Annotated in this window: 16 protein-coding genes; all 16 read left to right on the forward strand. The window is 34.7% G+C overall.

What is annotated here, in order from left to right; genetic code table 11:
• The first annotated feature begins 10 nt into the window (after window positions 1-10).
• The 16 genes from IPZ78_RS06015 to IPZ78_RS06090 all read left to right on the forward strand — a co-directional run bounded on the left by IPZ78_RS06015 (window position 11) and on the right by IPZ78_RS06090 (window position 25,417).
• Window positions 11-937, forward strand: coding sequence for a glycoside hydrolase family 43 protein (locus tag IPZ78_RS06015; protein WP_225552093.1), 927 nt, complete (start codon window positions 11-13; stop codon window positions 935-937).
• Window positions 938-939: 2 nt separating this feature from the next.
• Window positions 940-2,766 (forward strand): exo-alpha-sialidase, encoded by a 1,827-nt coding sequence (locus IPZ78_RS06020; protein WP_225552094.1) that lies wholly within the window; start codon window positions 940-942, stop codon window positions 2,764-2,766.
• Between the two features lie 2 nt (window positions 2,767-2,768).
• On the forward strand, window positions 2,769-5,549 hold the full coding sequence (locus IPZ78_RS06025; protein WP_225552095.1) for a glycoside hydrolase family 2 TIM barrel-domain containing protein: 2,781 nt from the start codon (window positions 2,769-2,771) through the stop codon (window positions 5,547-5,549).
• 11 nt (window positions 5,550-5,560) lie between these two features.
• The gene (locus IPZ78_RS06030) at window positions 5,561-8,302 is read left to right on the forward strand and encodes an alpha-L-rhamnosidase (RefSeq protein ID WP_225552096.1); all 2,742 of its coding nucleotides are present in this window, start codon (window positions 5,561-5,563) and stop codon (window positions 8,300-8,302) included.
• 3 nt (window positions 8,303-8,305) lie between these two features.
• Window positions 8,306-9,442, forward strand: a complete 1,137-nt coding sequence (locus IPZ78_RS06035) for a sialidase family protein (RefSeq protein ID WP_225552097.1) — start codon at window positions 8,306-8,308, stop codon at window positions 9,440-9,442.
• Between the two features lie 4 nt (window positions 9,443-9,446).
• Window positions 9,447-10,592, forward strand: a complete 1,146-nt coding sequence (locus tag IPZ78_RS06040; protein ID WP_225552098.1) for an iron-containing alcohol dehydrogenase — start codon at window positions 9,447-9,449, stop codon at window positions 10,590-10,592.
• Between the two features lie 12 nt (window positions 10,593-10,604).
• Window positions 10,605-11,525: a dihydrodipicolinate synthase family protein gene (locus tag IPZ78_RS06045; RefSeq protein ID WP_225552099.1), complete on the forward strand. Its 921-nt coding sequence runs from the start codon at window positions 10,605-10,607 to the stop codon at window positions 11,523-11,525.
• Window positions 11,518-12,543, forward strand: a complete 1,026-nt coding sequence (gene pdxA / locus IPZ78_RS06050) for a 4-hydroxythreonine-4-phosphate dehydrogenase PdxA (RefSeq protein ID WP_225552100.1) — start codon at window positions 11,518-11,520, stop codon at window positions 12,541-12,543. Before IPZ78_RS06045 ends, pdxA begins: the two co-directional genes overlap by 8 nt.
• A 5-nt stretch (window positions 12,544-12,548) precedes the next feature.
• A complete protein-coding gene (locus IPZ78_RS06055) occupies window positions 12,549-13,685 on the forward strand; it encodes a four-carbon acid sugar kinase family protein (RefSeq protein ID WP_225552101.1) in 1,137 nt (378 codons plus the stop codon).
• A 19-nt stretch (window positions 13,686-13,704) separates the two neighbouring features.
• Entirely contained in the window at window positions 13,705-15,261 is a 1,557-nt protein-coding gene (locus IPZ78_RS06060) for a sodium:solute symporter (RefSeq protein ID WP_225552102.1), read from the forward strand.
• Window positions 15,262-15,344: 83 nt separating this feature from the next.
• Window positions 15,345-16,670: a DUF4974 domain-containing protein gene (locus tag IPZ78_RS06065; RefSeq protein WP_225552103.1), complete on the forward strand. Its 1,326-nt coding sequence runs from the start codon at window positions 15,345-15,347 to the stop codon at window positions 16,668-16,670.
• Between the two features lie 145 nt (window positions 16,671-16,815).
• Window positions 16,816-17,718 carry a sugar phosphate isomerase/epimerase family protein gene (locus IPZ78_RS06070; RefSeq protein WP_225552104.1) on the forward strand — a complete coding sequence of 301 codons (903 nt, stop codon included), beginning with the start codon at window positions 16,816-16,818 and terminating at the stop codon, window positions 17,716-17,718.
• Window positions 17,666-19,165 (forward strand): glycoside hydrolase family 28 protein, encoded by a 1,500-nt coding sequence (locus tag IPZ78_RS06075; RefSeq protein ID WP_225552105.1) that lies wholly within the window; start codon window positions 17,666-17,668, stop codon window positions 19,163-19,165. The genes IPZ78_RS06070 and IPZ78_RS06075 overlap by 53 nt, the downstream gene beginning before the upstream one ends.
• A 38-nt stretch (window positions 19,166-19,203) precedes the next feature.
• Window positions 19,204-21,921: a family 78 glycoside hydrolase catalytic domain gene (locus IPZ78_RS06080; protein WP_225552106.1), complete on the forward strand. Its 2,718-nt coding sequence runs from the start codon at window positions 19,204-19,206 to the stop codon at window positions 21,919-21,921.
• Between the two features lie 4 nt (window positions 21,922-21,925).
• A complete protein-coding gene (locus IPZ78_RS06085) occupies window positions 21,926-23,032 on the forward strand; it encodes a glycoside hydrolase family 130 protein (protein ID WP_225552107.1) in 1,107 nt (368 codons plus the stop codon).
• Window positions 23,033-23,038: 6 nt separating this feature from the next.
• Window positions 23,039-25,417: a glycoside hydrolase family 2 TIM barrel-domain containing protein gene (locus IPZ78_RS06090; RefSeq protein WP_225552108.1), complete on the forward strand. Its 2,379-nt coding sequence runs from the start codon at window positions 23,039-23,041 to the stop codon at window positions 25,415-25,417.
• Window positions 25,418-25,437 lie beyond the last annotated feature (20 nt).

Below are 25,437 nucleotides of genomic sequence, written 5' to 3' on the forward strand. Positions count from 1 at the left end.
CATATTAACAATGATTATACTCAAGAAAAATATAATTCTTTTATTCTTCGTAAGCTTATTTACTTCTTGTCAGAAGGATGTTTACATGTTCACGTCGTTTCGAGAGCCTGCCGATGAAGGTTTACGCTTTTTGTATAGTTACGACGGCTATCAGTGGGATACATTGCAAAATATATATCTAAAACCTGTGGTTGGAAAACAAAAAATTATGCGTGATCCATCGATGGTTCGAGATAAAAATGGAGTCTATCATCTTGTGTGGACAATTGCTTGGAAATCGGAAAGTAGTATCGGTTATGCTTCATCTAAAGATTTAGTGAATTGGGAAAATACTAAGGAAATCCCAGTAATGGCTCATGAACCTAAAACAATTAATGCTTGGGCTCCCGAATTATATTATGATTCAGAAAAACATCAGTTTACTATTATATGGGCATCTACCATTCCGTATAGATATGAAAAAGGAGTAGAAGAGGAAATTAATAATCATAGGATGTACTATACCCAAACGAATGACTTTGTGAATTTTTCTGATACCAAAATTTACTATGAACCAGGATTTAGTGTGATTGACGCAGTTATCGTCAAGCAAAGAAAAGATGAGTATGCATTGGTTTTAAAAGATAATACACGTCCAAATAGAAATTTAAAAGTTGCAACAGGAGATAATCCTTTAGGGCCATTTAATAATATAACAGCTCCATTTTCAGGTTTTTTAACAGAAGGGCCTTCAGTTGTAAAGGTGAAGGACAAGTGGCTAATATACTTTGATTCCTATGGGAACAAATCTTATGAAGCCGTATCCACGAAGGATTTCAAAACCTTTGAAAATATAAATGACAAAATTAAAATACCAACAGGACATAAGCATGGAACGATATTCAAAGCTTCCAAAAAGCATTTGAATAATTTATTGAAGCAAGAGCAAAAGAAGTAAATATGAGTTTGAAGTACAATATATTAGCAGGTATGTTAATTGCTGTTTCTTGTGTTGAAGCGCAAGATACGGTTAGATATGTAGGAAATACGCTATCTAATGTAGATTATCATCATGGGCAATTAAGCCCAGCCGTAGGAACACACAATATTCAAATATTTCGTGCAAATAGAGAACATCCAGATTTAGCAGGAGGGAATAATTTTACATATAATCACCAACCCTTTATGGCATTTTGGAATAATACATACTTTGTACAATTCCTTGGTAACCCTGTTGGTGAACATATGGCTGAAGGCAAAACGTTTCTTCAAAGTTCGAAAGACGGATACAAGTGGGGAGAGCCAATAGTTGTTTTTCCACCTTACAAAGTTCCTGAAGGATTCACTAAACCTGATAGAACGGATAAAGCCGGTAACGACTTGTACGCCATAATGCATCAACGCATGGGCTTTTATACATCTAAGAGTGGTAGACTTCTCACGATAGGTTATTATGGAGTGGCATTAGACAAAAAAGATGATCCCAATGATGGTAATGGAATAGGTAGGGTCGTTCGTGAGATATATAAAGACGGTTCTTTAGGTCCTATATATTTTATTCGAATGAATTCTTCATTTGCAAAATACAAAGCAGAATATCCGCTATATACTAAAAGTAAAGATAAGGAGTTTATTAAAGCTTGTAATGAAATGATGGCAGATCCACTTGTTATGCAACAGTGGGTTGAAGAAGCTGATCGAGATGATCCGTTGATCCCATTTAATAGACCTATCAAAGCTTTCTCTTACTACCATTTGGCTAATGGAAGTGTTGTAGGGTTGTGGAAACATGCTTTAACATCAATTAGTAAAGATAATGGTAAATCTTGGAGTTATACTCCATTGCGAGCGCCAGGTTTTGTAAATAGTAATGCCAAAATTTGGGGACAAGGTACTTCTGACGGAAATTTTGCAACAGTGTATAACCCATCAGAGTTTAGATGGCCTTTGGCAATATCCACAAGTAAAGATGGATTGACTTATACAGATCTATTGTTGGTAAATGGAGAGATATCTACCATGCGTTATGGTGGTAATTATAAATCTTATGGTCCACAGTATGTTCGTGGTATCACTTCAGAAAATGGTAAGCCAATAGATAATAGCATGTGGCTAACCTATAGTATGAATAAGGAAGATATGTGGGTGGCTAAAGTGCCTGTGCCGGTTACATCTATTGAAGCGGATAATGTTTCTGAAGATTTTTCAGTTGATGGCGAAGCAGCATTTAGTAAATGGAATATTTATAGTCCACTTTGGGCTTCTGTCAAATTAGAAAATGGTGCTCTAATATTGCGCGATAAAGATAAATATGACTATGCAAAGGCAGAACGTGTAATTCCAGAAAGTAAGGTTTTAAATGTTTCATTTACAATACTTGCAAATCAGATAGATAAAGGTCAACTTCAGATAGAGTTTTTAAATGCAAAAGGTCAAGCTGCTGGACGTTTGACATTTGATCAAGATGGCTTTATCAAAAATAAGGCGGGTTATAGAAATGCTTCTGTACAAGAATATAAGATTGGCGAAAAATACGTAATCACGTTAGATATAAATGTTAACACTAGATCGTATAAACTAAAAATTAATGGTGCGGATAAGGGCACGCGTTTATTTTTCCAGCCAGTACACGAAATTTCGCGTGTAAGTTTCAGAACCGGTGAAAGTAGAACTTTTCCGAATGCTGATACCCCGACAGATCAAGATTTTGATGTTTCTAATCCAGGTACACCAATTAGTGAAGCTAGTTATAGATTGTTGAATTTTAAAGCAGAGAAGATTAATTAGTCATGATTACTAAATTTATTAGAATACTTAGTCTTATAGTTCTTGTTTTATTTCAAAAACAAGTTATAGCCCAACAAACTGAAATTAAATATTTATCCGGAAAGGGTAAAGACGACGGAGTATTGTGGGATTTTAAAGTCTCTGCTGGAATGAAAGCAGGTGTCTGGTCGAAAATTCAGGTTCCATCCAATTGGGAATTACAAGGTTTCGGTAATTATAACTATGGTTTTGATAAAAAGGAAACAATTTCAAAAGAGTTTGGTGAATATAAACATTCATTTCAAGTAGATAAATCTTGGAAAGGTAAAGTGGTGAATATTGTCTTTGAGGGATCAATGACTGATACTGAAGTCAAAATTAATGGAAAACTGGCAGGAGCTATTCACCAAGGATCTTTTTATGTATTTAAATACGATATTTCGAACCTTCTTAAATATGGTCAAAAGAATGTTCTAGAGGTAAAAGTTGCCAAACATTCTGCTAATACATCTGTGAATGCCGCAGAAAGGGAGGCTGATTATTGGATTTTAGGTGGGATATATCGACCTGTATATTTAGAATATTTACCGAAATCTTATATTTCTAGAATTTCTATTGACGCAAAGGCAAATGGTGAGTTCAGAAGCAGAATCTTGAAAGAAGGACAAGCGGATGAGCTAATGGTAGAACTATTTGATCAACAAGGAAAACCTTATGGCAAATCCTTGAAACAAATTATTTCAGTAGACTCAACTTGGTTTAATCTCCAATTTGATAATCCTAAACTGTGGTCAGCGGAATTTCCAAATCGTTATACTGCTCGTTTCACACTTTTTAATAAAGGAAAAGTGATTCATCAGCAACAACAGAAATTCGGTTTTAGAACTATTGAAGTCAAACAAAGAGATGGTGTTTATATTAATGGATCTAAAATAAAGTTTAAAGGTGTAAATCGACATAGTTTTCATCCAGAGTCAGGCAGGACTACGAGTGAAAAGATAAGCTACCATGATGTTTCACTCATGAAAGATATGAATATGAATGCTGTTCGTATGGCTCATTATCCTCCAGATAATCATTTTTTGGAAGCATGTGATTCTTTAGGCTTGTATGTGATGAACGAGTTAGCAGGATGGCACGGCTATTATGACACAACAGTAGGCTCAACACTTTTGAAAGAAATGATGCTGGTGTCTGAAAATTATACTTCCATTATATTTTGGGCTAATGGTAATGAGGGAGGGCATAATACAGAATTAGATTATATCTTTTTTGATCAGGATATTCAAAAACGTCCATTGATACACCCTTGGGCAGTATATGGAGGGTTTGAAACGACACATTATCGTGAGTATAACTACGGTATAGGAAGCTATGATCACGGCCATAATATTGTCATGCCTACTGAATTTTTACATGGTATGTTTGACGGAGGTCATGGAGCTGGGCTTGAAGATTATTGGAATGCAATGTGGGCAAACCCATTGTCCGCAGGGGGCTTTTTATGGGATTTTCAAGACCAGGGAATAGTGCGTAAGGATAAAGGAGATGTAATAGACACAGACGGTAATCACGGGGCTGACGGGATAGTAGGGCCATATTATGAAAAGGAAGGTAGTTATTACACAATCAAAGAAGTATGGAGTCCAATCTTTTTTGAGAAACGTGAAATGACTAAAGAATTTGAAGGTAATTTTAGGATTGAAAACCGGTATTCATTTACAAATACGAAGCAGTGTTCTTTTCAATATGAACTTAGGAAATTGGGTGAATATGGTGAAAACTTAACTAACTACAAGGGTGATATTAGTTCGCCTGATATTAAGCCATATGATTGGGGACAGCTGAAAGTTGATTTGCCATCGAATTGGTATACTTATGATGTTTTATATATAACGGCAAAAGATCCATTTAAAAATGAAATTTATACTTGGAGTTATCCTATTTCTTTACCTGAACGTGTTACTCAAAAATTCTTAGTTAAAGCAAATTCGTCTACAGTAAATGTTACTGAAGATGCATTATTTTATACTATATCAGCGAATAATATACAGTATAAGTTTAATAAAATTTCTGGTTTATTACAAGAAGTACAAAATTCTAAAGGCCTTTTGCCTTTAGGTAATGGACCTATTATTGAAAAAGGAGTAAATAATTTTAAAAATTTCACTCTTACTCGATTAGAGGACAAAGTAATCATAGAATCTACTTTTGATAGAAAATCTAGCTATAATACTTTACGTTGGGAAGTGTTTGCTTCCGGTCAGTTAAAGATGCAGGTGCAATATTTTCCAGAGGCTTATTTTACCCGTTTTGTAGGAGTTAATTTTTCTTTTCCTGAGTCTCAATTAAAAGGGATAGAATATATGGGACGTGGTCCTTACAGGGTATGGAAAAACCGCATGAAGGGTAATAAGTTTGATGTGTGGAAGAAAGATTATAACGATGTAGCGACAGGAGAGATTCCTTTTAAATATCCTGAATTCAAGGGATATCATAGTAATATGTATTGGGCTAAATTTATAATGGAGAATCAGTCTTTCAGAGTTTTTACGGATAGGGAAGATGTCTTTTTGAGATTGTTTACGCCTAAAGAACAGAAGGATACAAATTGGAAAAATATGGAGCCAACATTCCCTTCTGGAGATATTTCATTCATGAACGGTATTTCAGCAATAGGCACTAAAACACAAAAACCTACTACAACTGGACCAATGGGGATGGATCATGTGTATTATGATTTCGAGAAAGAGCCTATTCGTGCTTTGCATATGGTATTATATTTTGATTTTTCGGTTAACTAAAATTTTGATTCATGAAGTTAAAGATTGGGATTATTTGGATTATACTATGTAATGTTTTTATAGCGAAGTCTCAGTCTATAACTGTTCATGATCTTCGCTGCGAACTTATTGAAAATCCTATTAGCATTGATATAGAAAATCCAAGGTTAAGTTGGAAAATTCTAGGTCAGCAGCGTGGTGTTGTTCAAGAGTCTTATCACGTATTAGTAGCTTCATCATTGGAGTTATTGAATAGAAATATAGGTGATTTATGGGATTCTAAAAATATATCTTCAAGAAATTCTATTTCAGTTTATTATGCTGGCGAAAAGTTGAGAAGTCGTAAGCAAGTATTTTGGAAGGTTAAAATTAAAACCAATTTCGGGGAATCAGGATGGTCTGAACCTGCCAATTGGACTGTCGGATTGCTCATCTACAAGGATTGGTATAATCGATGGATCGGATTTGATGGTTATCTTTCAAGTGATAATCAGACTGAAGGTAAGCTCGCAGCTAGATATTTTCGAAAAGAATTTCAAACTTCTAAAAAGGTTAAAAAGGCTGTTGCTTACATTATGGGACTTGGTCTCTATGAAATGTATATCAATGGAAATAAAATAGGTGACCAAGTACTAGCCCCAACTCCAACTGATTACTCTCAAAATATTAAATACAATGCATTTGATGTGACGTCAAATTTGCAACAAGGCGATAACGCCATTGGTGTTGTGTTGGGAAATGGTCGGTTTTATGCTATGAGGCAATCAAAGCCGTATAAGGTCAAATCATTTGGATTTCCGAAGATGCAAATGCAGATTTTTGTAACCTATGAAGATGGATCGACACAAGTGATACGTTCTGATGACTCTTGGAAAGGTACTACAGATGGCCCTATTACAGCAAATAATGAATATGATGGTGAGGAGTACGATGCTAGAAAAGAATTAGTCGGTTGGACAAGGGTTGGTTATGATGATTCTAAATGGTCAAAAGCATTGTACGTCCAACAGCCATCAGGCAAATATGAAGCGCAGATAAATAGCTTCATGAAAGTGATGCAGGATATTAAACCTGTGCAAATTATTCAAAAGGAGAAAGGACGTTTTATCGTTGACTTTGGTCAAAATTTTTCAGGCTGGGTAAAATTTAAAGTCACGGGGAATGCAGGTGAACAGGTCAAATTGAAATTTGCCGAATCGTTACAAGATAATGGTGAATTATTTCTAGATAATTTAAGAGATGCAAAATCTACAGACACCTATATTCTCAAAGGTGGTTCAGTTGAAGAGTGGGAGCCGACATTTACGTATCATGGTTTTAGATATGTAGAATTTACTAACTATTCAGGTCTGGTTGACCCAAAGAATTTCGTAGGAAGGTTTGTGTATGATGATTTGGCAACTATTGGATCATTCCAAAGCTCTAATTCTATATTAAATAAGATATATCAGAATGCTTGGTGGGGAACAGCTTCGAACTACAAAGGTATGCCGATTGATTGTCCACAAAGAAATGAGCGTCAGCCTTGGTTGGGCGATCGTACAGTGACTGCTTATGGAGAGTCATTTATGTTTGATAATCTAAATTTTTATAACAAATGGCTTGAAGATATTCGTCTTTCACAAACAGCTGATGGATCTATATCTGATGTTGCTCCAGCATTTTGGAGGTACTATAGTGATAATATTAGTTGGCCAGGTACATATTTAGTTGTTGCTGATATGTTATACGAGCAAAGTAATGATTTAAGAATTCTTTCTCATCACTATTCAGCAATGAGAAAATGGATGAATTACATGTACTCTAATTATACGAATGAAAAGGGAATAATCAGCAAAGATAGCTATGGTGACTGGTGTTTCCCACCAGAATCTATAGAAGCGGGAAGAGGGAAGATTGCAGACAAGAAGTATCCTAGTCCACTTATTTCGACAGCGTATTATTATCATCTGCTAGGGTTAATGGAGAAATTTAGTAAGCTAACAGGGAATCACCAGGATACACAAAATTTTAGTGCTAGGGCGGAAAAGATAAAAAATGCATTCAATAGCGTGTTTTATAATGAGAAAGGGTTTTATGGTGATAATAAGCTTACTGAAAATATCTTAGCTGTGAATTTTGGCTTAGTGGAAGCTAAAAATAGAGGTAGTGTAATTAATAACATGATCAATACTATTAAGGTCGTGCATAGTGGTCACTTAAGTACAGGTGTGGTTGGGGTACAATGGTTAATGCGTACTCTCACAGATATTGGTCAGGCTGATCTTGCATATGAGTTAGCTACCAAAAAGACCTATCCATCTTGGGGATATATGATTGAAAATGGAGCAACGACAATTTGGGAGTTGTGGAATGGAAATTCAGCACACCCTAAGATGAATTCTCAAAATCATGTGATGATGTTAGGTGATCTCATGGTGTGGTACTATGAAAATTTGGCAGGTATAAAATCTAAAGAAAATGCATTTCAAACTATTGAAATGAAACCAGAACTAGTTGGTGATTTAAATTTTGTTAATGCAACATATCAAAGTTTATACGGGCAAATTGATTCAAAGTGGAAAAAAACAAAAAATGATTTTCAATGGGAGATAGCGATCCCAGTCAATGCAACAGCTGTTATATATATACCTACTTCTAGCGTAGCGTCTATTTATGAATCAGGTAAATCATTGAAAGATGCAAAAGGATTAAAAGTTTTGGAAGACGTTAAAGAAGGTCGGGTTAAAGTTGAGGTTGTGTCTGGTAACTATCTGTTTAAAAGTAAAATATAAAATATGAAAAATATAATATTAACCCTAATTACTTGTTGCTTAGGGGTGGTTTTTGCACAACAAAATAATTTTCAAAAGTGGCGCAAAGGAGTAATTAAAGATCAATTTGTATATGACAGTGCTCCGTTTCCATCATGTCATTCAGCTACTATTGAAGATACTCCCTCTGGATTAGTATATGCTTTCTTTGGGGGAACACATGAGCGTAATCCTGATGTTGAAATATATGTTTCAAGAAATGTAGATGGAAAATGGACAGCTCCAACTTCAGTAGCTGATGGTATTCAAAAGGATGGAACTCGATTACCTACATGGAATCCAGTTTTGTATCAAGTACCAGGTGGGGATTTGTTACTTTTTTATAAAGTAGGACCCAAACCATCTGAATGGTGGGGTGTGGTAAAAAAATCTAGTGATGGTGGTAAATCTTGGTCTGAGCCCACTTTATTGCCAGATGGTATATTGGGACCAATCAAAAACAAGCCTGTTTTGCTGAGTAACGGTAATTTACTTTCCCCAAGTAGTACTGAAGGAAATGGGTGGAATATTCATCTAGAAATCAGTGCTGATAAGGGCAAAACTTGGCGAAAAACTCCTTCTATTAACAGAGGGGATAATATCAATGCTATTCAACCAAGTGTGTTAGATCATGGTAAAGGTAAATTACAGCTTTTGGCGCGTACCAGAAATTGGGCTATTGCAGAGTCTTGGTCTTATGACTATGGTGAAACTTGGACTCCATTACAGAAAACTACATTGCCTAATAATAATTCAGGCATAGATGCCGTGACACTAAAAGATGGAATACATGTGTTGATTTATAACCATGTATTACCTCCACCTGAGCATCCTAAAGGAAAAAGAACTCCATTAAATGTATCCGTATCAAAAGATGGAATCAATTGGGAAGCTGTTTTAATTTTGGAGGATTCTCCAATAAGCCAATATTCTTATCCTGCTGTGATACAGAGTAATGATGGTTTAGTACATTTTGCATATACATGGCGAAGAGAAAAGATGAAGCATGTAATAGCGAATCCTAAAAATTTCAAGAAACGTACGATTAAAAATGGAGTATGGCCGGCAGTAAAAGGCTATACATTACCAACTGAAAAAGAATATAAACCTGAAGAGGAATAATACTATGAGTAGAAATTTAAGGATAAATTTTCCAAGATATTTCAATTTTGGAAACGGAGTGTTATCACAACTTTCCGAAGATATTAGTACTTATTCATACAAAGAAGTTTTAATCCTTTCTATAGCACCGCTAAGAGATGCTATACGGCCATTGATTGAAAGTATTGAAGAAGCAAATGTTAAAGTTTATTTAGATGAGAGTATAGTTCAAGAGCCTACATTTGATGATTTTAACCGAGTTTATAATGCATATAAATCCTGTAATATTGATGCTGTCATTGGAATTGGTGGAGGTAGTGTACTTGATGTTGCAAAACTTGTAGCATCGCTATTGAATAACGATCAATCACTTGAACAAATTGTAGGTAATGGCTTATTAAAAAAGCGCACGAAAGATCTAATCTGTGTGCCAGCAACTGCTGGTACAGGCAGTGAAGTTTCACCGAATGCAATTTTGGTGGATTATGAAGGTCAAAAGAAAGGTATAATTAGTCCTTTTTTGGTTCCTGATATGGTTTATGCTGACCCTCTTTTGACGGTTAGTATCCCTCAAGCAATAACTGCGGCAACAGGAATAGATGCTTTAACACATTGTTTAGAAGCGTATACCAACAGATATTCTCAAGAATTTATTGATATGTATGCTTATAAGGGGATGCAACTAATTTCTTCGAATTTAGTTGAAGCAGTAAAGGATGGTAATAATATCGAAGCTCGCAGCAATGTTGCTTTGGGGAGTCTTTTAGGTGGCTTTTGTTTGGGACCAGTAAATACAGCTGGTGTACATGCTTTGTCGTATCCTTTGGGCAGTATGTTTCATTTACCACATGGTCTTTCCAACGCTATTCTGTTACCTCACGTCATGGAATTTAATTATCAAAGTAATGTGAAGAAATATGCTGAAGTCGCGTTAGCTCTAGGTTGTTTAAAGCTAGAATCTGATGAAGAAACAGCATTATCAGGGATATCTAAAATAAAACAGCTAATGGTAGATTGTGCAATACCTAGTAGACTTCGTGATTTGAATATTCCAAAGGATGCTATACCAACAATGGCAGCTGATGCGATGAAAATAACGCGGTTATTGGTGAATAATCCACGAGAAATTAACTTAAAAGATGCAATAGAGATTTTTGAAAAGGCTTATTAATTAATTATTTAAATGAAAGAAACTATTATTCCTGTAATATCTCCAATGCTTGAGGATCTATCATTAGATGAGAAAGCAGTAAAAAGGATATTTACCTTTTTATATAATAATAATGCAATTCCATTTATTTTGGGAACCACTGGGGAGTGTGCTTCATTACCCCAATATTTTAAAGAAGAATATCTTAAAGTTGCTGTCGAAAATCGTCCTTATGGACAAAAGCTTCTGGTTGGTATATCTTCTAATATAATTGAAGATTCCATACAATTTGCAAATAAGGCTTATAGTCTCGGAGTGGAGACTGTAGTTGCAACATTACCCTCTTACTATTCACTTAGTGAAGAGCAAATGGAAAATTATTTTTTGAAATTGGCTAATGAATGCCATTCTAATTTAATTATTTATAATATTCCTGCCACAACACATATGTCGATTCCTTTGGATGTGATAGAGCGACTTAGCCATCATCCTAAAATCGTAGCTGTAAAAGACTCTGAGCGTTCTTTAGATAGGCTTATTGCACTTCTTGAAATTTGTAAGAATAGAGAGGATTTTAAGCATTACATGGGCTGGGCTGGTCAATCTGCAATAGCATTGTTGAATGGAAGTTCTGGTATTGTCCCTAGTACAGGGAATTTTGCCCCCAATATTTATACACAGATGTGTTTGGCAGCAGAGCAAGGGTTAGAGGATCGAGTGTATAGATTACAAAATGATTCAGATAAATTGGGAAATATCTATCAATTTAACAAGTCGTTGGGTGATTCATTGTGGGCATTGAAAGTCTTGATGAAGCAATTTGACCTTTGTGATACTTATATGATGCCTCCACTTAATAAAGACAATACAGAAGAGGAAATAGAATTGATTTCTAATTTTCAAGATTTAATAACAAATAATAAGTTACAATTTAATTCCACGAGCAATGAATAAGCCAATTATTGGTGTCACAATGGGAGATCCTGCGAGTATTGGTCCTGAGATAGCTATAAAAGCACTTTTAGATAGCGAAATTCATTCTATTTGTAGACCAGTCTTGATCGGTGATGGCAATGTAATTCGACAAATAGCCGAAAAGTTAAATTTTGATTTAAGGATCAATGCATTTGAAGACATTAGTGAAGCCTATTTTGAATTAGGTACAATTGATGTGTTGGACTTGAAGAATACCGATTTAAGCAAAGTGAATTTTGGTGAAGTTTCAGCTGAAGCGGGGAAAGCATCTTTTCAGGCTGTAACTAAAGTTATAGAACTTGCATTAGAGGGAAAAGTTGATGCCACTGTTACGGGGCCAATTAATAAAAAATCAATTAATGAGGCAGGTTTTCATTTTGCTGGTCATACAGAAATCTATGCTCACTATACGAATACGAAAAAGTATGCAATGCTTTTAGTAGAAGATAATATGAAGGTCATACATGTCTCGACACATGTCTCTCTAAGGCAAGCATGTGATTTAGTCAAGAAGGACCGTATTTTGGAGGTAGTTGAGCTCCTACAGCAGGGATTGATAAGTTTAGGTGAGAAAAATTTAAAAATTGGAATTGCAGGTTTAAATCCACATGCTGGTGATTCTGGTTTATTTGGAACAGAAGATGATGAAGAAATACTGCCTGCTGTAATAGAGGCTCGTGAAAATGGCTACGATGTAGATGGCCCAGTGCCAGCTGATACATTATTTGCTAAAGCAGTAACTGGTTACTATGGAGGTATAGTAGCAATGTATCATGATCAAGGACATATACCTTTCAAATTAACAGGTTTTAAATGGAATCCTGAGAAAAAGCAAATGGACAGTGTCAAAGGGGTCAATATCACAATGGGATTGCCTATCATAAGGACATCTGTAGATCACGGTACGGCATTTGAAATTGCAGGAAAGGGTGTAGCTAGTTCGGATGCAATGATCTTAGCAATTAAATCAGCAGTGCAGTTAAGCAAAAACAAGTAAATATTATGTGCTCAATTTTAGTAATAGCCGATGATTTAACGGGTGCAGCTGAAATTGCAGGAATAGTTCATCAATCTGGTTTAAGAGCAGAAGTTTTTACCTGGTATTCTAATCAAAATTTTGATAGCGATGTTGCTATAGTTAATAGTAATACACGTTCATTAACAGCGAACGAAGCTATTATTCAAATTCGTGAAATAATAGATACGATTGATATTCCATCCTTTAATTGGGTTTATTTGAAGTTTGATTCGGCATTACGGGGACATATTTATGCTGAAATATCGACATATAGAGAAATTTTAAATGTACCTAAAATATTTTTTTGTCCTGTTAATCCAAGTTTAAATCGATACATTAAGAATGGGAATTATTGGATCAATAATCAATTAATTAGTCAAACGTCATTTTCAAAAGATCCAGAGTTTCCTATTCTAGATGATAATGTTTTGAAAATTTTGGGGGCTAGTGATTGGACGATAAAAAGGGTGTTTGAGGATGAAATTGACAACACTGTATACGTGTGTGAAGTATTAACTGCAGATGATATTAACGATTTAGCAGTAAAAACCTCTTCCAATTCAGTCAATGCTGGAGCAGCGGCTTATTTTAAAGCTTTATTGAAATCTTATATAGGTGAAAATAAACATCATAATAGCGATTTAAATAGTGAATATTTTATATCTTCGGTCGATAAGTCAATTATATCAAGCGAATCTACACTTTTTGTGTGTGGTTCATCACACAAAAACTCTAGAAACTGGTTACATAAACAGGATCCTCAGGCAGTACTTTATTGGAATGCAAAAGATTATACTGTCATACAAGGTATTGTTGAGAAGATAAAAAATGAAGGGAAGGTAATATTAGCTTTTTTAGATGATTTAGATTTTGATGCTGATTATTTACGCCATGCTATGGCAAAATTAGTCAAGCAAGTTTTTATAAATTCTAATCTAAGAGAGCTTTATATAGAAGGTGGTGCTACAGCCTATGAAATTTTAAATACCCTCAATGTTCAAAGGATGTTGCCTGTTCATGTATATGAAGCAGGAGTGATACGTATGAAAATTGAGAATAGTGAATTACATATTATATTAAAGCCTGGAAGTTATTTTTGGAGTAATGATCAGGTTGTTTAATATATAATTATGCAACTAAATGGATAAACCTATTTTAAGTATTCTAGATTACGGAATTATATTATTCGTACTCTTAATTACACTTTATTTTGGACTTCGGTACGCGAAAAATCAAAATTCTACTGAGGATTATTTTTCTGCAAAGGGACGCGTTCCGTCTTGGGCTATTGGAATGTCGTTGTTAGCTACTTTAATTAGTAGTGTGACATTTTTAGGCTACCCAGCAGAGGGCTTTTCAAATAATTGGATATTGCTAGTTCAGGGTCTTATGGTGCCAATTGTTCTTCTTGGAACGGTTTGGTTTATTGTCCCACTCTACAGAAAAGTTATTGGTCTAAGTACGTACGAATATTTTGAGAAGAGATTTGGCAGCTTTGCGAGATATTATAGCTCGATAGCCTTTGTCCTAAGACAATTTTCAGGCATGGGCACTGTACTTTATTTACTCGCAATTGCACTGCAGAGTATGACTGGAATTAATACATATGTCATTATTTTAATAGTTGGGAGTATAATTGTTGTAGTTAATTTACTTGGTGGTATTGAGGCTGTTATATGGCTTGATGTGTTCCAAGGCTTCATGCTTTTTGCAAGTGGAATCATCTGTTTATTGGTTATAATATTCTCAATAGAAGGTGGATTTTCAGAGTTGTGGGATGTCGCATCAAAGAATGGAAGAACGGGATTCGGTCCTTATGATGTAGATTTCAAACGATTAACATTTGTCGTGATGGCTATAAATGGAGCGTTCTATGCGATACAAAAGTATGGTACAGATCAAACTGTAATACAGAGATACCTAACTGCAAAATCCGATAAATCGGCGATACGTGCCTCACTATTAGGTATTTTATTGACAGTTCCTGTTTGGTCTCTATTTATGCTTATCGGAACAGCTTTGTTTGTGTACTATACACAAAGACCATTGCCAGAAAATGTAGGTGCTAATAGTGTATTTCCCTACTTTATTATGACAGAGTTACCCATGGGAGTAGTTGGATTTATTTTGGCAGCTATGATATCAGCAGCTATTTGTAGTTTGAGTGCAGATCTTAATTCACTTGCCGCAGTGGGAATAGAAGACTATTATAAAAAGGCAAAACCTAATCTTTCAGATAAAAAATATTTATTAGCTAGCCGATGGGTGGTAGGTGTGGCAGGTATTATTTCAATTTTAATTGGGTTCATTTATGTAGAATTAGGAAGTGAAAGTATTTTGGGTGTTATATTTACTTTATACGCCATTTTCTCGGGTGGTATTGTGGGGGTATTTTTATTAGGAATCCTCTCATCTAGAGCAAATAATCAAGGTGTAAACATTGCTATCGTTGTTTGTATATTATTTACTGCCTATGCATTTTTGACTAGTACGGAAATTACTTTTGCTAGTAAGACCTTTAAAATTTTGGATTTAGGTCAGTTTAATTTTACTCACAACAAGTTAATGTTAGGTGTTTATAGTCATTTGATAGTTATAATTGTTGGCTACATCGCGAGTTTATTTTATCCTAAAGCTGAGTTAGATCCTAATTTAACCTTTAAAGGCTGGAGAAATTCAATAAATAAAAATAAATAGTGTTAAAGAGAATGAATAGGTTTGTTGCTTTAATTGTTTTATTATTAGGTTTTTATTTTTTTAACATAAGCTGTGTTAAACTTATGGGGCAGAGCTTTGAAACCAAATACAGTTTGCCTTTGAGGGATGTATTATCCTTGATTGAGAAGAGATATAATGTAGTCATAAAATATAATGAAGATCAAATTAAGGATAAAAATGTTGATTATGGATTATGGCGTTTCAGAGCTAACGTAGATGAGACGCTTACGCAAGTTTTGTCAGCGTTAGATCTAAAAGTGAATAAGGAAGGTGAGGGTAAATACAAATTAAAGGAATTCGAATACTTTCGTTGGAAAGAAGAGGATGGGTGGCAGTATTTACAATATTTAGGAGGGAAGTACAATGACAAAACTAGTTGGGAAAAACGTAAAGATTCATTGCGTACAGATCTTTTTGAAGCATTGAAATTATCGCCAATACCAACAATACCTAATAGCAAACCCATTTTAACAAAGGCTAGAAAATTTCATAGATACACGGTTCAGAATTTCGCTTTGGAAATTATGCCGGGATTATTCGTAAACGGTTCTATATATCGTCCTATTGGTGGAAATAATAAAAAGGCCGCTATATTATCACCAGACGGTCATTGGGGAGGGCATAGGTATAGAAACGATGCTCAAATAAGATGTGCCATGATAGCTCAATTAGGTGCAGTTGCTATTAGCTATGATTTATTTGCATGGGGAGAATCGTTGCTCCAATTTAGATCTCAAGATCACCGAAGAAGTCTTGCTTTAACTGTTCAAACTCTTTCAGCTTTACGTATTCTAGATTTTTTAGAAGCTGATAAATCTATAGATTCCAGTAGAATTGGTATATGCGGTGGATCTGGTGGTGGCAATCATAGCGCCCTAGTTGCAGCATTAGATGACCGAATAAAGTTAAGTATACCTGTTGCTTCTTTATCATCTTATCATTTTGGTGGTTGTCCTTGCGAGAGTGGGTTACCTATTCATTTTAGTGGTTCCGGAACAAATAATGTAGAAATTGCTGCCATGACAGCTCCACGACCACAACTTATAATTTCTAATGGCAAAGATTGGACAGCGCATGCACCTTTACATGATGTTCCATACCTAAAAAACATTTACAGTTTCTATAACAAATCGGACTTAGTTGAAAATGTGCATTTTGCAGATGGGGCTCATGACTTCTCGTATCCAAAGCGCAAAGCTGTATACGATTTTATAACAAAGCATTTCAAGTTAGATAATCAGCATGTCCTAAAATCAAACGGTGATTATGACGAAAGCAAATGTACTATAGAAGACCAGAAGGCACTATATGCATTTGGAGAAAATGGTGAATTAATACCTTCACATGCTATTTATGGATACGAAAATCTTGAAAAACTCTTCAAGTAAGATGCTATAATTATTGGCTAAAAACGTATTGTTCTCGTTTCAGTTTTCTATCTATTTTTAGATTATTCTTGAATTATAAAATTCATAGAATATTAACTTTCTTACTTTTTAGTGAGTGGATCGCCAATATAAACTATCAAATAAAATGGAATCAATAGATCGAAAAGTTTTTATGAAGCAATGTTTTCTATTTGGGATAGCTTTAGCTAGTCCATTAGGATCAATTGCGTCAGTAAAGAAGTCCAGGTATCGTGTTGCTGTAATTGATCTGATGATTCTTAAACGCCAAAAGCTTAGTGCAGTACAGTTAGCCAGTGAAATCGGTGCGGATGGATTAGAGGTAGATATGGGTGGCTTGGGCAATCGAGATACATTCGATAACAAATTCTTTGAGACTGAATTCCGTGAAAATTATATTAATCATCTCAAAAAACACAAAATAGACATCTGTTCTGTCGCTATGACGGGATTCTACGCACAATCATTGGCGACTAGACCGACCTATAAGAAAATGATATCAGATTGTTTAAAGACATGTCAGCTTCTTGGTGTTAAAAATGCATTCTTGCCACTGGGTGTTCAGTGTGATCTTGTTAAAAACCCTGAATTACGACCAGTGCTTGTAGAACGATTACGTGAAATTGGTAAGATGGCAAAAGGTGCAGGTGTAGTTGTTGGCATTGAAACTTCTCTTGATGCAAAGGGTGAATTGAATCTGCTAAAAGAAATTGGATCGAAGAATATTAAAATTTACTTCAATTTTTCAAATCCATTGAAAAATGGAATCCCTCTCATTCAAGAATTGAAAACTCTTGGAGCAAAGAACATAAGTATGATTCATTGTACAGATGAAGATGGGGTTTGGCTTGAGCATAATTCACGTTTAAATTTAAATTCTGTAAAGGAAACTTTAGATCAGATGAAATGGAGTGGATGGTTGGTTATTGAACGATCAAGAGACGCTAAGTTATCTTCTCGTATGGTTTTGGAAAATTATGGAGCAAATACAAGGTACGTTAAAAGTATTTTTCAAGAAAATGGTAATTAAAAACGCATTCCTATTTATTGTCGTTTTTTTGTTTGTCAATTGTAAATCTGAAAGGCATAAGCGTTTGGATTCTATGTTGTTGACATCTGCTGACGTACTTGAAAGTAAAGGTGATTCTATATTCGGGGACACACATAGCCCATATACTAATCATCGATTTTATAAACCCATATTTCCGAATAGATTTATAAACATTAGTTCAGGGGAAAATATTCAATCTGCTATTGATTCAATGGCCCAAATGGGAGGCGGATATGTCGTATTGGAAGCTGGAGTACATATTTCTAAGCGAATAATATTAAAGTCTAATATTAATTTACAGATAGGACAGGGTGCAGAATTAGTTTTTAAAAGTGAAATAGAGGATTTTCTGCCAGTTGTATTCACACGAAACGAAGGTATAGAGTTATACTCTTTAGGGGCGTGTATCTATGCAAATAATGTAGAAAACATTGCAATTACTGGAAAAGGAAAAATCATTGGTCCTGGAGAAGGAAGTGTAAGAAGGAAGACAATGACTCATGAAGTTATTGAAAAAATAGTAGACTATACGAAAGCTGTTGAGGATAGAATATATGATGGAAGAACAGAAGATTTTATTTTTCCACCAGCTTTAATAGCTCCTATAAATTGTAAAAATGTATTAATAGAGGGTGTTTCTTTAGAACGCTCTGCATTTTGGAATGTAGTTCCAACTTATTGTGAAAATGTAATCATTAGAGGATTAACAATTAATTCTGTTGGAATTCAACGTGGGGATGGTATTGATATCGAGTCTTCAATAGATGTGCTTATTGAATATTGTGTATTTAATACGGGAGATGATTGTATAGCACTGAAAGCAGGAAGAGGATATGATGGATTACGTGTAAATAGACCTACTGAAAATGTAATTGTACGTCATTGTTTAGCCAAACAGGGGCATGGCGGATTGACGATTGGTAGTGAGACTGCGGGGATGGTTCGTAATGTATATGTTCATGATTGTGTATTTGATGGAGTTGATGTAGGAATTCGTTTTAAAACGAGACGTCCTAGAGGTGGTGGTGGTGAGAATATGCTCTTTGAAAATATCCGTATGCGAGTTAATCATTCGGCGATAAGATGGGATATGCTAGGACAAGCTATGCATGTTGGAAAATTAGCCGATCGTAATTATAAAGTTATTCCTGATAGGTTAACACCAAAGTTTCAGAATATAAGAATCAAAAATGTAGTAATAGAAAATGCAGAAGATTGTATTAAAATTCAAGCTTTACCTGAGTCACCGTTAATGAATGTAATAATTCAAGATGTAATAGCTAAAGGGAAGAATTGGTTGAGTGCAAGCGACGTTGTAGGTTTAGAATTGTCAAATGTTGAGTTGTCGGTTGAAAATAATGCTATTGATACGGTAAATGTCAGCGGATTAAAATTAAGTAACATCAGTCAGCATAATAATCTGTAGAATAATAATATATCCAATTGTAGTTATCCAATTTTAAAATGACTTATTTAAGAGAGATTATACTAATATTTTTTTTAGGTGTTATCAGTACACTTAATGCCCAAGTAAAAATAAAAGATGTCCGCGTAGAAGGTAGAGAGAATCCTCTTGGTATAAATAGCCTAAACCCTGTATTCTCGTGGAAATTAATTGCCGAAAAAAATGGATTAAGACAGGTCGCATATAGAATTGTTGTTTACTCAAAGGATGACTTATCTAGTAGCTCGTTGATGTGGGATTCCAAATGGAAAAAATCAAGTAATTCGTTATTTGTCAAGTATTCAGGTTCAGTTTTGTCGTCTTCAAAGAAGTATTTTGTGAAAATTCAAGTCAAGGATAATGAAGGTAAATCTGCAGAGAGTGATGTTTATAATTTTCAAATAGGTTTGTTGTCTAGCGAAGATTGGTCAAATGCAAAGTGGATAACACTTGAAAAATTACCCGATTCATTAATCAATCCATTACCATTAAGCTCAAGTAGATTACAAATTAGAGAACCGTATGATTTGCCTGTATTTCGTAAATCAGTAAATACAAAATCAAATATAAAATCAAGCTATGCTTTTGTATCTGGTTTGGGGCATTTCGTACTTTTATTAAACGGACAAAAAGTAGAAAATAATTTTTTAGAACCAGGATGGACTAAATATGATAAAGAGGCCTATTATGTAGTATATGACTTGACTGATAAACTCAATCAAGGGAAAAATACATTTTCCGTACTCTTAGGAAATGGTTTTTATTATATACCACCAATTAGAGGTCGTTTTCAAAAGCATAAAGTAGCTTTTGGTCTCCCAAAAGTTAAAATGAAAGTTATAACAGAATATCAAGACGGTACGATTGATGTTCTTAACTCAGATGAATCATGGAAAGTGCATAAATCTCCAATCACATTTTCAAGTATGTACGGTGGTGAAGATTTTGATGGCAATATTTTACCTAACATTTGGACAAGCAATTCATATGACGATTCAAATTGGAAAAATGCTATTATCGTGGATGGTCCAGCTTTGAAAGCTCAAGAAATAGAGCCAACACGAATCATGGAATCATTCAAACCCAAAAATCAAAAAACACTTTCCCACCGTAAGAGTATAGTTTATGATTTTGGACAGAATGCATCAGGGATAGTAACCCTAAAAATGTCTGGAAATAAGGGGGATACTATTCGCGTGTATCCAGCAGAACTACTTAATAATGATGGTTCTGCTAATCAGAAACATTCAGGAAGCCCACATTATTATCAATATATTTTTGGTGACCAGAAGCAAGTTATTTGGTCTCCAAAGTTTACGTATTACGGATTACGTTATGCAGAGGTTTTTAAGAAACCATTAGCAGGTAGTAAAATAGAAATTCAGGAAATTCAATTGGATCATATACGTAATAGTACTGTAGAATCAGGTACTTTTTCCAGCTCGGATACTCTTTTTAACCAAATTCATAACCTTATAAAATGGGGTATTAAAAGTAATATGGTTTCTGTATTTACAGACTGCCCACATCGTGAAAAGTTAGGATGGTTAGAGCAATTACATTTAATGGGGCCATCTGTTCAGTATAATTTTAATTCTTCGGCTCTATTTGCAAAAGCATTGTATGATATGCGCCAATCTCAAACTGTTGATGGATTGGTTCCCGAAATAGCCCCTGAATATGTGCAGTTCGATTGGGGAGGAGATATGTTTAGAGATTCACCAGAATGGGGTAGCAGTTCTATTTTACTAGCATGGTATGCTTACAAATGGTATGGTGATGAAACTTTGCTAACAGAAAACTACCCAATGATGAAAAGGTACGTTCATTACCTTAAATCCAAAGCTAAAAACAATATACTATATCAAGGCTTAAGTGATTGGTATGATATCGGTAAAGAGCGACCAGGTGTTTCTCAATTAACACCTCATGGGGTGACAGGTACTTCAATATATCACTATGACCTTACTGTAATGTCCAAAATAGCTGAAAAACTTGGTTATAAATCGGATCGACAATATTTTGATTCGTTAGCAGTTGAGGTTAAGAAGGCGTTTAATAATGAATTTTTCAATAGTCAAAATGGAATTTATGCTACAGGTAGTCAAACTGCACAGGCTATGCCTATTTATATGAATATTTTTGAACCTCAATATAAGACTGCCGTTTTTGAAAATTTATTGAAGGATATTTTTATTAAGGATACCACATTTACATCTGGAGATGTAGGACACCGTTATTTGATTCAAGCATTGACTGAACATGATCGAGATGATGTAATATATGCGATGCATAAGGATGATACACGACCTGGCTATGGTTACCAAATTCGCAAAGGTGCTACTGCATTAACAGAATCTTGGGCGGCACTGCCCACAGTGTCAAATAATCATTTTATGCTTGGCCATTTGATGGAATGGTTTCATGCAAATTTAGGGGGCATTAAGCAAGCTGACAACTCAGTAGCTTATAATCATGTATGGATTGAACCTAAACTCATTGATGTGGTAAAATCTGTTAAAGTAAGTTATCATAGTCCTTATGGCGAAATTATTCTAGATCGTAAGGGTGATAACTACTATAGTGTGCACATTCCAATAGGTTCGAAAGCAACAGTCTCGCTACCTGCCTATGGACATTACAAGGTAAATGGTAAGAATGTGAAAACTAAATTATCTAAAGATAAAGCAAGAGTTGAAATAGAATTGACAGCTGGAAAGTTTTTAATAACCAAATAATTAAATGAGAGTTTTATTTATAACAGTATTACTTATATATATATTACCTGCTATGTCGCAGGTAAAACAATCAACGATTTCTGTGGTAGAAATGCAGAAGCTATACGACGAGGTTAAAACACCACATAAGTATGGACTTGTGGTTGTCCCTTCAGAAAAGAAAGATTTAATTGATTGTCCCTCAGTTTATAAAGTAGGAAAAAAATGGTTTATGACCTACATCATTTTCGATGGTATTGGTTATGAAACACATTTGGCTGAGAGTAATGATCTACTAAATTGGAAATATTTAGGTAAACAACTATCGACTTCGTCAAATGATAATTCGTGGGATTCTAAACAAAAAGCTGGTTACAATGCCCTTATCAATACAAAATGGGGTGGTAAGTATGATTTGAAAAAATATAAGGGTAAATATTGGATGTCTTATTTTGGGGGTAATACAGCAGGATATGAACCTGAGCCCTTGTCTATTGGCGTTGCCTCGACAACCAATATTCCAGATAGGGCATTTGAGTGGAATAGATATACGACACCAGTGCTAAGTAGTACAGACAAAGATATTAGGTGGTGGGAAAATAGGCACAAGCTTTTCAAAAGTTATGTGATAGAAGATAAAAAGAAGAATACAGGACACCAATTTATTATGTACTATAATGCAGTAGGGGATTCGTTAGTAAATAATAAGAAAACTAGGTGGTATGAAAGAATCGGAATGGCTGTCTCTGACGATATGGTCACATGGAAAAGGTATTTGAATGATCCAGTTGTACATCATCCTGTAGGTATCACTGGTGACCCAATGATTCAGCGTATTAATAATACATGGGTAATGTTTTATTTTGGCGCATTTTGGGAAAATAAAACTGGAGGATTTAATCGTTTTGCGGCATCTAAGGATTTGATCAATTGGACGGATTGGACAGGTGATGATTTAATCAACTCCACGGAAGAGTATGATGTCAAATACGCTCACAAATCATTCGTCATAAAACACAAAGGTATAGTATATCATTTTTACTGCGCTGTCGATAAAGACGATAATAGAGGTATTGCCGTTGCTACCTCAAAAGATATTGGAAAAAGTAAATTGAAATTTATTAAAGAATAATTGTTTATGCTAAAGAAGTATTTATTGAGCATTTTGTTTGTCGTAGTTCAACAAATGACATATGGACAAAGTAGAGAAATTGTAAATTTTAATCAAGGCTGGCAATTTATTTTAGAAGATGATTTATCATTTAGAAATTACGCATACAACGATAAAAATTGGAAATCAATAGCTCTTCCGCATGATTGGAGTATTGGTTTTGATTTTGATGAAAAATATCCTGCTGGTAATGCGGGAGGTGCTTTGCCAGGTGGCATTGGATGGTATAGAAAAACCTTTGATTTGCCTACCTTGGATAGTAATAAGCAATTTTTTATTCAATTTGGTGGTATATATAGATATTCTGAACTATGGATTAATGGTATTTATTTAGGGAAAAATATAAATGGATATCTGTCATTCGAAAAGGAACTTACAAAGCACCTGAATTTTGGGACTAAAACCAATGTAATAGCTGTACGCGTAGATAATAGCCTTCAACCTAATTCAAGATGGTATTCCGGTTCAGGAATATACCGTGATGTCAAGCTTGAAAAACGCAGTACATCATATTTATTAAAAAACGAAACTGTTATTACTACGCCTCAAGTAAATACTAAAGAAAGTATTGTAAATATTAGTGCGAAAACAGCAGGCAAGGATTTATTAGCTAAAGTGGAAATATTAGATGTTAAAGGTAAGGTCTTAGCTACTAAAGAAAAAAACGTTGTTAATAATTCAATACAAACTTCTATTAAACTTAGTGATATTAATTTATGGAGTCCTAATAATCCGTATTTATATAAATTGAAAATATCTCTCTTCAATAACAAAAAGGTAATAGTAGATGAGTTAAACTATAATGTTGGATTACGCGAATTTGAATTCGATGATAAGTTTGGATTTACTTTGAATGGTATTTCCACAAAGATTTTGGGGGTTTGTCTACATCACGATTTGGGAGCTTTAGGTGCAGCCTTTAATAAATCGGCAGCAAAGAGACAGCTTATTATTATGAAAGAAATGGGGGTTAATGCAATCAGAACTGCACATAACCCACCTGCAGAAGAATTATTAGACTTATGTGATGAATTGGGACTGCTAGTGTATAATGAGGCTTATGATATGTGGAAGAAACGTAAGAACAAATTCGATTATAATATTGATTTTGACGAGCACCATATTAGTGATCTGGAGAATTTTATCAAACGGGATAGAAATAAAACTTCAGTTTTCATGTGGAGTATAGGCAATGAGATTCGCGAACAATTTGATTCAACAGGTATCAAGCTTACTCAGAATATGAGTAGAACGGTGAAAGCACTGGACCCAACAAGACCTGTTACTTCGGCATTGACTGAAACCGAATATGTTAAAAATTTTATTGCTCAAGCAGAAGCGTTAGATGTGTTAGGATTTAACTATAAATATTTTGATTATGATAAACTGAAAACTCAGTTCAAAAATACACCATTATTAGCTGCAGAGACGACGTCTGCTTTACAAACTAGAGGCGTTTACCAAACTCCGCACGATACCATACAATATTGGCCAGCATCGAGTAAAGATAAATATGTGGTTAATGGTAATTCAGACTATACCGTAACAGCCTATGATAATGTTTCAGCCTATTGGGGAACAAGCCATGAAAGAGCGTGGATAGAAGTGAAAAAACGTGATTTTTTATCTGGAATTTTTGTCTGGTCAGGAATTGATTTTCTAGGTGAACCTGTTCCATATGCTTATCCAGCTCGTAGCTCCTATTATGGGATTGTTGATCTAGCAGGTTTACCTAAAGATGTCTATTATATGTACCAATCCGAATGGACTAATAAAGAAGTTTTACACGTGTTACCGCATTGGAATTGGAAAAAAGGTGATACAATCGATGTGTGGTGTTATTACAATAATGCAGACTACGTTGAATTGTTCCTTAATGGTAAAAGTCTAGGTAAATCTACCAAAACAGCAGATGTGCTACATGCTTCATGGAAAATACCTTTTGAATCTGGAGAAATAAAAGTTGTTAAATATAGAAATGGTAAAGAGATTCAGCAAGTTGTACGTAAGACTGCAGGTTCACTTAGCGATATTCAAGTAGAGGTTGAGCATGAGAAATATGCTACGGGTGATGCTACTGACTTATATTTTGTAACAGTTTCATTAAAAGATGACAAAGGGAATCTAGTTACTGAAGATGACATAAAATTAGAATTTCATGCAGATGAAAACTGTGACGTAATTGGAACTGATAACGGTTATCAAGCCGATTTAAATAGTTTGAGTAAATCGAAAAGAAAAACCTTTAAAGGGTATGCTGTAGGGTATGTTATGAAAAAGGATATAAATAAAGTCGGTAACCTTATCATAAAAACTAAACTCGGAACGAAAGAAATAAGGTTATAATCTACCCATTCAATTGACAT

The sequence above is a fragment of the Sphingobacterium bovistauri genome (assembly GCF_020295405.1).
Lineage (GTDB): Bacteria > Bacteroidota > Bacteroidia > Sphingobacteriales > Sphingobacteriaceae > Sphingobacterium > Sphingobacterium bovistauri.

Coding starts and splice junctions, on each gene's coding strand:
- IPZ78_RS06015 (WP_225552093.1), top strand. CDS start 11: ATGATTATACTCAAGAAAAATATAATTCTTTTATTCTTCGTAAGCTTA.
- IPZ78_RS06020 (WP_225552094.1), top strand. CDS start 940: ATGAGTTTGAAGTACAATATATTAGCAGGTATGTTAATTGCTGTTTCT.
- IPZ78_RS06025 (WP_225552095.1), top strand. CDS start 2,769: ATGATTACTAAATTTATTAGAATACTTAGTCTTATAGTTCTTGTTTTA.
- IPZ78_RS06030 (WP_225552096.1), top strand. CDS start 5,561: ATGAAGTTAAAGATTGGGATTATTTGGATTATACTATGTAATGTTTTT.
- IPZ78_RS06035 (WP_225552097.1), top strand. CDS start 8,306: ATGAAAAATATAATATTAACCCTAATTACTTGTTGCTTAGGGGTGGTT.
- IPZ78_RS06040 (WP_225552098.1), top strand. CDS start 9,447: ATGAGTAGAAATTTAAGGATAAATTTTCCAAGATATTTCAATTTTGGA.
- IPZ78_RS06045 (WP_225552099.1), top strand. CDS start 10,605: ATGAAAGAAACTATTATTCCTGTAATATCTCCAATGCTTGAGGATCTA.
- pdxA (WP_225552100.1), top strand. CDS start 11,518: ATGAATAAGCCAATTATTGGTGTCACAATGGGAGATCCTGCGAGTATT.
- IPZ78_RS06055 (WP_225552101.1), top strand. CDS start 12,549: ATGTGCTCAATTTTAGTAATAGCCGATGATTTAACGGGTGCAGCTGAA.
- IPZ78_RS06060 (WP_225552102.1), top strand. CDS start 13,705: ATGGATAAACCTATTTTAAGTATTCTAGATTACGGAATTATATTATTC.
- IPZ78_RS06065 (WP_225552103.1), top strand. CDS start 15,345: ATGGGGCAGAGCTTTGAAACCAAATACAGTTTGCCTTTGAGGGATGTA.
- IPZ78_RS06070 (WP_225552104.1), top strand. CDS start 16,816: ATGGAATCAATAGATCGAAAAGTTTTTATGAAGCAATGTTTTCTATTT.
- IPZ78_RS06075 (WP_225552105.1), top strand. CDS start 17,666: ATGGAGCAAATACAAGGTACGTTAAAAGTATTTTTCAAGAAAATGGTA.
- IPZ78_RS06080 (WP_225552106.1), top strand. CDS start 19,204: ATGACTTATTTAAGAGAGATTATACTAATATTTTTTTTAGGTGTTATC.
- IPZ78_RS06085 (WP_225552107.1), top strand. CDS start 21,926: ATGAGAGTTTTATTTATAACAGTATTACTTATATATATATTACCTGCT.
- IPZ78_RS06090 (WP_225552108.1), top strand. CDS start 23,039: ATGCTAAAGAAGTATTTATTGAGCATTTTGTTTGTCGTAGTTCAACAA.